At 71.0% G+C, this 13,053-nt stretch carries 10 protein-coding genes; 3 read left to right on the forward strand and 7 right to left on the reverse strand.

Annotation, left to right across the window (positions count from 1 at the left end; translation table 11 throughout):
- Nucleotides 1-44: 44 nt before the first annotated feature.
- From ACFW1A_RS17515 to ACFW1A_RS17535, 5 genes are all read right to left on the reverse strand, one after another.
- Nucleotides 45-1,241 (reverse strand): IS701 family transposase, encoded by a 1,197-nt coding sequence (locus ACFW1A_RS17515; protein ID WP_380409969.1) that lies wholly within the window; start codon nt 1,239-1,241, stop codon nt 45-47.
- A 73-nt stretch (nt 1,242-1,314) separates the two neighbouring features.
- Nucleotides 1,315-3,474, reverse strand: a complete 2,160-nt coding sequence (locus tag ACFW1A_RS17520) for an AGE family epimerase/isomerase (RefSeq protein WP_380409970.1) — start codon at nt 3,472-3,474, stop codon at nt 1,315-1,317.
- Nucleotides 3,471-5,558, reverse strand: coding sequence for a glycogen debranching protein GlgX (gene glgX, locus ACFW1A_RS17525; protein WP_380409971.1), 2,088 nt, complete (start codon nt 5,556-5,558; stop codon nt 3,471-3,473). The genes ACFW1A_RS17520 and glgX overlap by 4 nt, the downstream gene beginning before the upstream one ends.
- 219 nt (nt 5,559-5,777) lie before the next feature.
- Nucleotides 5,778-6,479: an NAD(P)H-binding protein gene (locus ACFW1A_RS17530; protein WP_380409972.1), complete on the reverse strand. Its 702-nt coding sequence runs from the start codon at nt 6,477-6,479 to the stop codon at nt 5,778-5,780.
- A gap of 50 nt (nt 6,480-6,529) precedes the next feature.
- Nucleotides 6,530-7,858, reverse strand: coding sequence for a sugar phosphate nucleotidyltransferase (locus ACFW1A_RS17535; RefSeq protein WP_380409973.1), 1,329 nt, complete (start codon nt 7,856-7,858; stop codon nt 6,530-6,532).
- Between the two features lie 454 nt (nt 7,859-8,312).
- Between ACFW1A_RS17535 and ACFW1A_RS17540 the strand changes: the two genes are divergently transcribed.
- The 3 genes from ACFW1A_RS17540 (at nt 8,313) to ACFW1A_RS17550 (ending at nt 10,661) form a co-directional block, all read left to right on the forward strand.
- Nucleotides 8,313-8,780, forward strand: a complete 468-nt coding sequence (locus ACFW1A_RS17540) for a hypothetical protein (RefSeq protein ID WP_380409974.1) — start codon at nt 8,313-8,315, stop codon at nt 8,778-8,780.
- Between the two features lie 110 nt (nt 8,781-8,890).
- A complete protein-coding gene (locus ACFW1A_RS17545; protein WP_380409975.1) occupies nt 8,891-9,298 on the forward strand; it encodes a hypothetical protein in 408 nt (135 codons plus the stop codon).
- A 103-nt stretch (nt 9,299-9,401) separates the two neighbouring features.
- On the forward strand, nt 9,402-10,661 hold the full coding sequence (locus ACFW1A_RS17550) for a hypothetical protein (RefSeq protein WP_380409976.1): 1,260 nt from the start codon (nt 9,402-9,404) through the stop codon (nt 10,659-10,661).
- Between the two features lie 7 nt (nt 10,662-10,668).
- On the opposite strand, the gene ACFW1A_RS17555 is transcribed toward ACFW1A_RS17550, so the two are convergent.
- Nucleotides 10,669-11,154 carry a hypothetical protein gene (locus ACFW1A_RS17555; RefSeq protein ID WP_380409977.1) on the reverse strand — a complete coding sequence of 162 codons (486 nt, stop codon included), beginning with the start codon at nt 11,152-11,154 and terminating at the stop codon, nt 10,669-10,671.
- 28 nt (nt 11,155-11,182) lie between these two features.
- Entirely contained in the window at nt 11,183-13,027 is a 1,845-nt protein-coding gene (ilvD, locus tag ACFW1A_RS17560) for a dihydroxy-acid dehydratase (protein ID WP_380409978.1), read from the reverse strand.
- Between the last annotated feature and the right edge of the window lie 26 nt (nt 13,028-13,053).

Consider the following 13,053-nt stretch of genomic DNA (forward strand, 5'->3'; position numbering starts at 1 on the left):
GACCCGGTCCGGGTCGGCCCCCGCGGCCGTCGCTGCGCGCCGGACTACGCCTCGCGCAGGTAGCGCTCCTCCTCGTCCCCGAGGAACTCGGCCTCCAGCTCCTGGAGCCGGTGGAAGCCGAGCGCGGCCGAGGCCAGCGTCACGTGGTGGTGCCAGCCGCGGAACGAGCGGCCCTCGAAGTCGCCCAGCCCGTACTCCTCGTGCAGCCGGTCGTGGCTGCGCCCGACGTGGTGGCGCAGCTCGGCCAGCGCCACCGTGTCGGCCAGCCGGTCCGGCGGCAGGTTGGTCATCCAGTAGGAGCGCGGCTGCTGGCGGCCGAACGGCCACTCCACCACCAGGTGGCGCGGCGCGTGCCGCATGCCGGGCCGCGGGGCGGCCAGCGCGCCGATCATGAAGTGCGAGTGCCGGGTCTTGCCCTCCCGCCCGTCGGGACGGGCCAGCACCGCGCGCTCCGACCAGCCGCGCATGCCCTGCACCACCTCGGCCGCCGGCACCCGCCGGGCGGCCGGCTGCCGCGGGCCGGCGCCGACCGGCAGCAGGGTGCTCGCGCCGACCTCGACCACGTAGCTGAAGCCGCGCTCCTCCAGGCCCAGCAGCAGCTGCTCGACCTGCGGCTCGTAGCTCCAGTTGGCCAGCACCGGGGCGTCCGGCACGTCCCACTCGAGGATCTCGTCCAACGACTCGAGCACGTAGCTCCAGCGCGGGCGGTGCCGCTCGTGCTGCGGCACGTGGGCGCTGCTGCGCAGCTCGTGGTCGTCGTCCCAGTGCCGCGGCAGCATCAGGTGCCAGTTGACCGGCAGGCAGCTCTCGCCGTGCACCATCGAGGTGGCCATGCCGAGCTGACAGTTCATCACCCGGCCCGCCGAGCCGACGAACTGGCGCCCGACACCGGCCGAGCGGGTGCCGTTCTTCGGGAACACCACCTCGTCGAAGGCCCAGGCCTCCGGCGCCTTCAGGGTGCTGGCCCGCTCGGCCAGGAAGCGCCGGACGCTGTCGTAGCGCCAGGTGCTCTGGTTGACGAACTGCTGGATCGGCTGCACCATCCGGCGGCCCAGCACCTTCTCGGAGATGTTGGCCGGGGTGCGCCGGCCGGGCACGTGGAGCAGCCCGCGCAGGTAGACCTCGCCCCACCGACGCTGGTCGGAGCGGGCGAAGCCGGAGAAGAGGTCTCGGCAGTAGTCGGAGATCCCGTCCTGCCGCTCCCCCGCAAACGGTTCACGGAGGTCCGAAATCTGGTTCACAGCGAGTCCTTGTTGTTGTGAGCGGGGCTGGCCTCCCCCGGGTCGCGGGAGAGGCCGGCCTGGATGTTCTGGTTCACTCGTCCTCGTTGCAGCTCCGGCTCGGGTCCAGCACGAAAGCATCGGTGGCGACGAGCATCTGGGTGATTTCCGGGTCGACCTGACCGACGATCACGAAGTCGACGTCGGGGCCGATCTTGGTCCGCTGGAACAGCAGCTCGTTGATGGCCGGGCGGCTGATCTCGGTGACCTTGCACAGGTGGAACTCGACCCGGCGCGGGTTGACCGACAGCGCCTCCTGGAAGGCCCGCCGGAAGCTCTCCAGCTCCTGGAGGTCGAGGATCCCCTCCAGGTGGATGTGCGCGGTGTCCCCGTCGAACTCGCTGGAGACCCGCAGCCGCATGTCGGCCGGCTCGACCACCACGGCGACCTTCAACGGCTCGCTGCTCTCGGGCAGGTTGACGGTGAGCGCCTTGGCGTCGAAGTCGTGGTACGGCCGGCCGTCGATCAGCACCTGGTCGATCTGGATGCTGCCGGCCGCCAGCAGGTCCGGCGCCACCCGCAGCACCCGGTCCGCGTCGGGGCGCGGGCGGAAGTGCAGGGTGAGCTGCTGCGAGGTGAGCAGCAGGTTGGTGTAGGTGGCGGCCAGGTAGCACAGCTCCAGCGCGTGGTAGCCGGCCATCGAGTGGCTGCCCTTGAGCCGCTCGGTGCCGAGCAGGTAGGGGATGCCGTTGGCCAGCACGTTGAAGTACACGCCGCCGTCGTCGTAGTCGAGGAAGAAGGCGTTGTAGAACGCCGCCGCCTCGCGGGCCAGCCGGCGGTGCTCCGGGTCGCCGGTGGTGCCGGCCAGGATCAGGTAGGCCAGGATCGACTGCTCCTGCTGCCACCAGGCCTTGCGGTCGTGCCACACCAGCCGGTGCGCGCCGCTGTCCGGGTCGGCGATCCGCTCGACCACGTCGTACCAGCCGCCGCGCTGCTGGTCGCTGCCGACCGGCGGCATGATCTCGGCGATCCGCTCGGCCAGCGCGGCGTACTCCGGCTTGTCCCGCAGCGCCCGGATCCGGGTCAGGTTCCAGGCGATCTTCAGGTTGTGGCCGACCACCGCGCGGTCCTGCTGCCAGCCCCAGGTGCGGTCGGGGCTCCAGTCCTCGTGGAACCGCTCCTGGACGAACGGGCTGTTGGGCTCGTCCGGGAAGTAGCGGGCTATGGTGTCGGCGGTCTGCTCCAGCAGCTCGGCGAAGTCCTCGCGGCCGGTGGCCAGGTAGGCGTTGATCAGGTACGCCGGGGCGTGGTCGCCGACCGAGTTCCAGTTCTTCCGGGCCCGGTTGCGGCCCAGGCCGTCGGCCCGCGGGTCCATGGTGATCGGGTCGATGTGCGAGAAGAACCCGCCGCGGTCCTCGTCCTTGAAGTACTTGTGGAACAGGGCGACGGTCCGGTCGATGTCGCTCAGGATCCGCGGGTCGCCGGTGATCCGGTAGGTCTGGGTCGGGCCGGCCAGCGCGTAGATCTGCTCGTACATCGGGATCGCGTTGTAGTCGTCGCCGAACTCCGAGGCGAAGACCTTGCGCTGGGCGCCGGGGGTGATGTCGATCGCGTGGTACCAGTACACGACGCCCTCGCGGTCGTCGCTCACCCGCATGTGCTCGCGCAGGTACTCGGTGCCGGACTCGGCCGCCTCCAGGAAGCGCTCCTCGCCGGTCAGCATGAAGGCGGTGGCCAGGCCGTAGACCAGCCGGGAGATGGTGTCGGTCTCCTGCCGCAGGTCCTGCTCGGCGTGGTCCGCGACGTGGGTGCCGTGCAGCGTCAGCCGGGTGCGGAAGCCGCGCCAGTCGTAGACCCCGTCCGGGAAGTGGCCGCGCAGGTAGAAGTCGGCGATCTCGGCCGCCTGCTGGATCCACCAGTGCGGCTGCTCGAAGACGTAGGCCCCGCGGCGGCGCTCCGGGAAGATGATCTGGCGGGCGTCGATCCGCTCGCCGCCGGACCACTGGTGGAACAGGCCGTAGACGAAGACGTACCGGCCCTCGGCCAGCATGTCCCGGGTGCTCCCGCTGGTGTCGTGGCGCTCCTGGTCCCCGAGGTTGCGGACCGTCTCCGAGCCGAGCAGCCCGTCCAGGTGGATGGTGAACTCGCGCCCGTCCGAGGTCCGCAGCCCGAAGCGGTCGTTGATCGGGTCGTACGAGGAGATGTACCCGGCGATGCTGTCCGAGTAGGTCCGGCGGATGTCGGGTGCGCTCATCGGATCGTGCCTCCGTTGTCGGGCAGCGCCGCCAGGACGACGACGCTGCGACCGTGGGCGTGGAAGTGGTGGGCGGTCACCGGCTCGGCGGTCTCGACGGGCTGCAGGTCGGCGCCGGCCTCCCTGGCGGTGTCCACCAGCCGGTGCCAGCGGTGGCCGGGGAGCCGGGGCAGCTCGAAGTCCAGTCCGAGGTGGTACATGTTCAGCAGCACGTGCAGGTCCGGGTCGCCGTCGAAGCCGGCCAGCGTGTACGAGAGCACCCGGGCGTCGGTGTCCTCCCAGCCGGGCTGCTCCAACTTGACGCCGTGCCAGGTCACCTCCGGCAGGTCGCGCTCGTTGCGGCGGCCGTCGAAGAACCGGGCCCGGCGCAGCGAGGCGTGCTCCTTGCGCAGCGCGATCATGCCCTTGAAGAAGTCGCGGACCTCGTTCTCCTTGGCCGCCTGGTCCCAGTCCAGCCAGGAGATCGCGTTGTCCTGGCAGTAGGCGTTGTTGTTGCCGAACTGGCTGTTGCGGAACTCGTCGCCGGCCAGGATCATCGGCACCCCGCGCGAGAGCATCAGGATGCTGGCGAGGTTCTTGATCTGCCGCACCCGCAGCCGCTCGACCTCGTCCGCGTCGGTCGGTCCCTCGACGCCGCAGTTCCAGCTGTAGTTCTCGTGGCTGCCGTCGGCGTTGCCCTCGCCGTTGGCGTCGTTGTGCTTGCCGTTGTAGCTGACCAGGTCGTTCAGCGTGAAGCCGTCGTGGCAGGTCAGGAAGTTGATGCTGTTGGTGGGCAGCTCGCCGGTGCGGCCGAACAGGTCCCGGGAGCCGCCGATCCGGGTGGCCACGGTGCCGACCAGTCCGGCGTCACCGCGGACGAACCGCCGCACGTCGTCCCGGAACGGCCCGTTCCACTGCGACCAGCGGCGACCGGGGAACCGGCCGACCTGGTAGAGGCCGCCGCCGTCCCAGGGCTCGGCGATGATCTTGGTCTCGGAGAGGATGCCGGACAGCTCGATCGCCCACAGCAGCGGGGGCGTCTCCATCTCGTAGCCCTCGGTGCCGCGGGAGAGCTCGGAGGCCAGGTCGAACCGGAAGCCGTCCACGTGGTACTCGGTGACCCAGTACTCCAGGCACTCGATGATGAACTTCGCCACCGCCGGGTGGTTCGCGTTGATCGCGTTCCCGCAGCCGGTGAAGTCCATGTAGTGCCGGCGGTCCTGCGGCCACAGGTGGTAGTAGACCTCGTTGGCCTGGCCGCGGAAGCTGATCGTCGGGCCGTGCTCGTTGCCCTCCGAGGTGTGGTTGAAGACCACGTCCAGGATCACCTCGATCCCGGCCTTGTGCAGCGCCTTGACCATGTCCCGGAACTCGGTGATGTGCTTGCAGCCGCACGGGTCGACGCAGTAGCCGGTGTGCGGCGCGAAGAAGCCGTACGGGTCGTAGCCCCAGTAGTTGCGCAGCGGCTGGCCGTCCGGACCGGTGCGCAGCACCTGGCGCTCGTCGAAGTCGAAGACCGGCAGCAGCTCCACCGCGGTGACGCCGAGGTCCTTGAGGTACGGGATCTTCTCGACGATGCCGGAGAAGGTGCCGGGGTGGGTCACCCGGGAGGTCGGCGAGGCGGTCAGGCCGGCCACGTGCATCTCGTAGATGACCGTGTCGGCCAGCGGGGTGCGCAGCGGCCGGTCGCCCTCCCAGTCGTAGGTCTCCAGGTCGACCACCATGCTGCGCATCGAGTAGCCGCAGTTGTCCTCCGGACCGACCGCCCGGGACCGGTCCCACAGCGTGTTGACGTTGGCCCGCGAGTACGGGTCCAGCAGCACCTTGCGGCGGTTGAACCGGGTGCCGGAGGACTTCGGATCGGTCCGGCCGTCCACCCGGTAGGCGTAGACCTGGCCCGTCCTGAGGCCTTCGACGTGGCAGTGCCAGAAGTGGTAGCTGCGGTGCTGCTCGCGGTCCAGCGTGACGACACGCGTCGGTGCCAGGGCGTCGTAGGTGTCGAACAACAGCAACTCCACCTGGGTCGCTCGCTCGGCGAACAGCGAGAAGTTCACGCCGGTGGCGTCCAACGTCGCGCCCAGTGGCTGCGGTCGTCCCGCGGTCACCTTTGCTCTCGCGAGTATGTCGGCTCCGACTACGGTCGTCTCCGTCTTACTCTGAGTCATATCGCCAGTCAACTCCCAACCCAAACTGCACCCGGAATGGATGATTCCGGTCGGATTCCAGTAACCCGGAATTCGCTCCGACCGGGTCCTCCGCCGACGCAAACGCGCGCACGGGTGCGGGCGGCGGACCGTCTCCCCGGAACCTGCTCCGGGGGGCGGCTAGTACGTCAGGCCCACCGGGGTCCGGTCCCAGGTGAGCGACCCGTAGGCCTCGCTCCAGGACGGGATCGGCGAACCGGGCTCGTTGAAGATCTCGAAGGTCACGCCGCGCGCGGCCGGGATGTAGAGCGCCTGCACGCAGGCCTCGGCCACGTCCTCGCGGGTCACCCAGCCGGTGCTCTGGTCGCCCTGGTCGAACCGGACCCGGTCGCCCGCGGTGCGGTCGTCCACCAGCCAGCCGGGCCGCACCACGGTGTACGGCAGACCGGACTCGCGCAGCAGCTCCTCGCCGGCGAACCGCCAGACCAGCAGCCGCCCGTAGGCGTTCAGCGGGTGGCCCTGGTGGGTCGCGTGCAGCTGGCTGACCAGCACCACGTGCGGGCGGTTGTCGCCCGCGGTGGCCGCGGCCAGCACGTTGCGCACCCCCTGGTACAGGGTCGTCTCGGGGCGGTCCGGACCGCGGTCGTCGGTGCCCGGCTCGACGCAGTAGACCACCGCCGAGCAGCCCGCCAGCGGGGTCGCCAGGGTCTGCGGGACCCGGACGTCGCCCTCGCTGAACACCGCGCCGGGGGCGAGGTGGCGACGGGCGTGCTGCACGCTGCGGCCGACCACCCGTACGCTCTCCCGCCGTTCCAGCAGGCGCTGCACGATGATCCGGCCGACGCGGCCCGCGCCGCCGACCACCACCACCTGACTGTCCATCGCTACGTTCTCCTTAAGGGATCGGCTGCCGTGCGTCGCTCGGGGGACCGTCAGATCCAGCGCAGGATGTCGTCCGAACTGGTCAGCCGGGTGCCCGACGGAAGGTTCGCGATCGCCGGCACCCGCAGCCGGGGGTAGATGCTGACCCCCGACAGCCGCGAGCCCGGCCAGAGCTGGACGCCGTCGCCGATGGCCGTGTAGCCCTCCAGCCGGACCGGGTTCTCCCGGTCCGACTGGATCTCGACCATCGGGCCGACGTAGGTGTCGCTGATGTCGGCGTACGAGCCGATCACCGCCGCGTCGCCGCAGGAGCTGCGGCTCAGCCGCGCGCCGGCCCGCAGCTCCACGCCGTCGCCGATGTCGGCGTACTCCAGGTGCACGTCGCTGCCGACCGCCACGTAGCGGCCGATCCGCACGCCGGGGCCGATCCGCACGCTGCCGTCCTCGATCTTGGCGGCCAGCGTGGTGCCGGTGACGTCGTCCCGGGTGGCCAGCGAACTCTCGTGGATCCAGTACCGCGGCGAGGCGCTGGCCGGCTCCGCCATCAGCTGGTTCATCTGCGGGTAGTCCCCGCCCAGCACGTCCTTGAGGGTGATCAGGTAGTCCTCGACGTTGCCCAGGTCGCCGAGCCGGGCGATGTGGTGGGCCGCCACCGGCAGCCCGCGCAGCACCAGCTCGGGCAGCAGGTCGCCGCCCCAGTCCAGCCGCTGCTGCGCCTTGCGCATCAGCTCCGGCTCGCGGGCCGCCTGCCGCAGCCGGTCGCAGTCCACCAGGTACATGCCGGCGTTGGTGGGGATCATGGCGCAGTTGTCGTGCCGCACCTCGGGGAAGAGCTGGTGGATCCGGTCCAGGCCCGGCTTCTCCACGAAGCCGCTCACCAGGCCGCTCTCGTCGGTCTGCATCGCGCCGTACTTGCCGGCCACCTCGGCGGGCGTGCGGGCCACCGCCGCCACCGTGACCACCGCGTTGTTGGCCCGGTGGGTGGCCTCCAGCTCGGCCAGCGAGAAGTCGAAGACCGAGTCGACCGGCAGCACCAGGGCCTGCTCGCGCAGGTCCCACTCCTCCAGGTTGTGCAGCGTGGCGGCGCCGGAGCCGACGTTGTAGCGGTCGAAGCTGGGCCGCGAGTAGCGCACCTCCACCCCGTACCGCTCGCCGTGGCCCAGCAGCAGCATGATCTGGCTGCGGTTCTCCAGGCCCTGGGCGACCACGTAGAACTTCCGGATGCCCTGCTCGCGGCAGGCGTCGACGACCCACTCGATCAGCCTGCGGCCGACGAACGGGATCAGCGCTTTGCTTCTGATGTAGTCGGCGGACTCCAGGGTGATCGGCTTGGCTCGTTCGCCGCGTCCCCCCGCCAGGATGATCCCCACGGTCCCCATGTCTGAGCCACCCATCCCTCTTCACCGCACCTTGGCGACCTTCTCCAGAATGACTCAACAACATGAGTCACAACCTGTCAACAGATGAGTCAAATTTGCGATTTGGAGGCCCCCCTTGTCGTCAGGTCATCGAACGCGTGGCCCAGTCGTTGGGGATGCTCATGTCAATACAAAAAGCGACACAAACGCCCGAACCGTGCGCGCCGAATGCCGGGAACCCGGGACGAGGCCGCGCAACCGACCCGCTCGCGGCGATTCGGGCGATTCGGGCGATCGCACGGCGAGCGAGCTAACGGTCCGTCACTTCTCCTGGGGGAAGGGCGCGGTGCGTGTGACGAACCGTAGTGGTTGCGGAATTCGTGCCCTCCCCTTCCGATCTCGCCCGGGAAAACAGATATCTTCGGACCTTGCAGCCTGTGTCGTGAGGGGGAACGGCAGGATCATGGTTGAGTCCATGCGCGCGGCATTCTTCGATCTCAAGCTCGATCGTGCGTTCGACTACCGCACCACGCTCCTGGACCTGGTGGACAGACACCGGGCCGGCGGCGACCTGCTGGTCCTGGTGGTCACCGAGTACAGAACGGCCACCCGGGGGCTGGCACCACCGGTCGACCGGGACCCGTTGCGGATCGGACCGGACGTGGTCCTGGTGATGGACCCGCTCGCCGACCTGACCGGCTCGCCACCGGTGACGGTGATCGAGGCGATCGCCCGGCTGGGCCTCGACCCGGCCCGCTGTTTCGGCTACGCCGACCACGAGGACGGGCTGCGCACGCTCACCGTGGTCGGCAACCCCCGGGTGTTCGGCGACGACCACCGGCTCGCCGAGGTGGCCGGCGACCGGGGCTGGCCGCGGCTGGAGTTCTCCGGCCCGAGCGGCAACCCCGCCCGCCCGCCCGAGCCGGTGCCGCCCGCCCCGTAGGGGACGGCGCCGGGGAAAACTCAGGGGCGCGCACCCTGGCCCCGCGGCGCCGCGAGGAGCACCGTGGAGACATGGAACACGGAGATCTGACGCGTCGCGAGAACCGCCAATTGGCCGTTGCCCATGCCACCACCGGTCCGTGGCGCGCCGCCGCGGGCGTGGGTGCGGTGGTCGGCGCAGCCGCCCTGGGCGTGGACCTGGTCACCGGCCACTGGTCCACCTCGATCCTGGCCGGCCCGGTGGGCTGGGCCCTGTTCTTCTTCTTCCTGGTCGGCACCGTCGGCGGCCAGCTGCGCCGGGACACCGGCGACCGGCGCCTGCGCCGGTGGGCCGACGCCCACCCCTGGCAGTCCGCGCTCCCCGCGGCCGGCGCCCTGCTGGTCCTCAACACCGTCGCGCTGACCCTGCTGGGCGGGTCGGGGCTGTTCGGCGCGCTCCTCTTCTCGCTGCTCCCGGCCGGTGTGCTGCTCCTGGTGGCCGGCGTGGTCGGCTCGGTCAAGGCCGCCCGGCGCGGCTGAAGCCGGGTCAGTCGAGGAGGAATCAGCACAGATCACGCACCCGGCGCGCGCCGATCCGCCGCCCGGTGCGTGAACTGTGATACCGGGCTTGCATACTGACCGCGTGCCGATAGCCGAAGACCCCGATCCCCGTCCGTCCGAGCAGCAGCCCGACCCGTTCGACGGCCTGGTGCTGGACGAGGAGTTCATCCAGGGCGCCAGCGTGAAGGAGCAGTCCGGGCGCGCCCGGATGCTGGCCGCCCGGTGGAAGCGCCAGCCCCCCGAGCCCGAGCAGGCCTGGCGCCCGCCGACCGAGATCCGCCGCCGCTGGTACCAGCGCAAGGCGCACCGGGTCGACCCCTGGGGCAATCCCGTGAAGCGCCGCGGCCGGGGCAACTGGCCGACCGCGCTGTTCGTCGTGCTCACCGTCGCGGTGGTGGCCGCGGCGCTGAACGTGCAGGGCCTGCACAGCTGGTACACGAGCCACTTCGGCGGCGGCGACGGCTCCGGGCCGGTGCAGGCCGCCCCGCCGCAGCCGGTGGTCACCCAGGCGCCGGAGACCGCCAAGCCGACCGCCGCACCGCCCACCGAGGCCCCGCAGACCCCCACCGTGGCTAACCCCTGGGCCGGCTCCCCGGCCGAGAGCTGGCCGGCCGGGGCGGACGCGATCGTGCTGCCCGAGGCGAAGGCCACCGGGGTGTTCGGCAGGGACGAGGTGGCCAAGCAGCTCCAGCAGGCCAAGGACTTCCTGGTCGCCGCGGACCTCGATCCCGCCACCCTGGCCGGCGGAACCCCGCAGCACGCGCTCGACCTGCTGGAACGGCAGAGCCGCAGCGACGTCCAGGACGAGCTCGCGCACCCGAGCCGCGAGCACAACCCGGACGGCCTGTTCAGCCGCTTCAACCCCCGCACCGCCGTCCCCGCCGTCACCGACGTGAAGCTGCAGGGCGAGCTGACCCTCGGGAGCGACGGGAAGAACGGCGTGCTGATCCACGCGGACTACACCTTCGTCTACGCGGTCGTGCCGGGCCCGGACCACTACCGGCCGAGCGCCTCCGGCGCCCCGTCCGCCCAGTCGGTCGCCCTGCGCGGGCTCGACCCGACCGCCCTGGTCACCCGCGAGATCGTCCGGCGCCAGGTGGACTTCCGCTTCTACGACCCCGCCCACTACGCCGTCCAGCGCGGCAAGCTGTCGCTGCAGAGCTGGAAGGCCGACAAGGGCAACAACTACTGCGGCGCGGACGACGGCTGGCTGGAGCCGTACTTCGGCACGGCGGACGCCCCCGGCACCGACACCCCGGACCCGTCGACCACCATGGACCCCTACGACCGCAGCAAGGACCTGCCGGACGACGGCAAGTGCGGCACCGTCTCCCGCACCTGAGCCGGGGTCACTTCCGCTTCCGCCGGTCCGGCCGCCCGGTCCGCGCAGCCTTCCGCTGCGCGGACCGGGCGGTCTCGCGCTCCCAGGCCGCGCGGCGGACCGACTCGCCCGGCGCCTCGACCAGGCTGCGGCAGAAGTAGGCGGCGGCCGAGCCGACGCAGCCGATCAGCCAGACCGCGCCCAGCGACCGGTCCTCGGCCATCCAGCCGGTGAGCGCCTCGCGGCCCTCGGCGAGCTGCTTCCAGGTCCGCACCGCGGCCAGGAAGGAGCACAGCCCGATCGCCAGCACCAGCAGCCCGTTGACGAAGCCGCCGGACTTGGACAGCTGCACGCCGCCGACCGCGAAGCGCAGCACCAGGGCCCCGGCCACCGTGGTGGCCAGGGCCCCGAGCGAGACCGCCGCCCGCCGCAGCCAGTAGTCGCCGCTCCTGGTCACCCAGCTGGTGCCGAAGAAGCGGATGGGCGCGGGGGCGGGTGCGGTCACATCGTTCACACCAACCGATTATGCAGAACCGGCCGGCTCAGCCGAGCTTGCTGACGTCGCGCACCGCGCCCTTGTCGGCCGAGGTGGCCATCGCCGCGTACGCCTTCAGCGCCTGGCTGACCTGGCGCTCGCGGTGCGCGGGCCGGTAGCCGTTGCTCTCCTCCAGCCGCAGCCGGCGCTCGTGCAGCTCCTCGAAGGAGACCTCCAGGGTGACCGTCCGACCGGGGATGTCGATCGAGATGACGTCCCCGTCCTCGACCAGCGCGATGGTGCCGCCGGACGCCGCCTCGGGCGAGACGTGGCCGATCGACAGACCCGAGGTGCCGCCGGAGAACCGGCCGTCGGTGATCAGCGCGCAGGCCTTGCCGAGGCCGCGGCCCTTGAGGAAGGAGGTCGGGTAGAGCATCTCCTGCATGCCGGGGCCGCCCTTGGGGCCCTCGTAGCGGATGACCACCACGTCGCCCTCCTTGACCCGCTTGGCGAGGATCGCGTCCACCGCGTCCTCCTGCGACTCGACCACCACGGCGGGGCCGGAGAAGGTCCAGATCGACTCGTCCACCCCGGCGGTCTTCACGATGCAGCCGTCCTCGGCCAGGTTGCCGTAGAGCACCGCCAGGCCGCCCTCCACCGAGTAGGCGTGCGCCACGCTGCGGATGCAGCCGCCGGCCGCGTCGGTGTCCAGCGAGTCCCAGCGCTCGGACTGCGAGAAGGCCTCGGCCGAGCGCACGCAGCCCGGCGCCGCGTGGAACAGCTCGACCGCCTCGGCCGACGGCGAGCCGCCGCGGATGTCCCAGCCCTTGAGCCACTCGGCCAGCGAGTCGGCGTGCACCGTGTGCACGTCCTCGTTCAGCAGGTTGCCGCGGTAGAGCTCGCCGAGGATCGCGGGGATGCCGCCGGCCCGGTGCACGTCCTCCATGTAGTAGTTGCCGTTCGGCGCCACCTTGGACAGGCACGGGACCCTGCGCGAGACGGCGTCGATGGCCCGCATGTCGAAGTCCAGCTCGGCCTCCTGGGCGGCGGCCAGCAGGTGCAGGATCGTGTTGGTCGAGCCGCCCATCGCGATGTCCAGCGCCATCGCGTTCTCGAACGCGGCGCGGGTGGCGATGTTGCGCGGCAGCACCGACTCGTCGTCCTGCTCGTAGTACCGCTTGGTGATCTCCACCACGGTCTGCCCGGCCCGCTCGTAGAGCGCGCGGCGGGCGGTGTGGGTGGCCAGCACCGAGCCGTTGCCCGGCAGCGACAGGCCGATCGCCTCGGTCAGGCAGTTCATCGAGTTGGCGGTGAACATCCCCGAGCAGGACCCGCAGGTCGGGCAGGCGTTCTCCTCGATGATGGCGATGTCGGCGTCGGAGACCGACTCGTTCACGGCGTCCGAGATCGCGTTCACCAGGTCGAGGCGGCGCACCGTGCCGTCCACCAGGGTGGCCTTGCCGGCCTCCATCGGGCCGCCGGAGACGAAGACCACCGGGATGTTCAGCCGCAGCGCGGCCATCAGCATGCCGGGGGTGATCTTGTCGCAGTTCGAGATGCAGATCAGCGCGTCCGCACAGTGCGCGTTGACCATGTACTCCACGCTGTCGGCGATCAGGTCGCGCGAGGGCAGCGAGTAGAGCATGCCGCCGTGGCCCATCGCGATGCCGTCGTCCACCGCGATGGTGTTGAACTCGCGCGGGATGCCGCCGGCCTGCTTGATCGCCTCGGAGACGATCCGGCCCACCGGCTGCAGGTGGGTGTGGCCCGGCACGAACTCGGTGAAGGAGTTGGCCACCGCGATGATCGGCTTGCCGAAGTCCTCGCGGGCTACGCCGGCGGCCCGGAGGAGGGCGCGGGCGCCTGCCATGTTGCGACCGTGGGTGACCGTACGGGACCTCAGCTCGGGCATTGCCTTCTCCACTGCGTAGGCGGCTG

It is taken from the genome of Kitasatospora sp. NPDC058965 (assembly GCF_042741245.1).
Lineage (GTDB): Bacteria > Actinomycetota > Actinomycetes > Streptomycetales > Streptomycetaceae > Kitasatospora.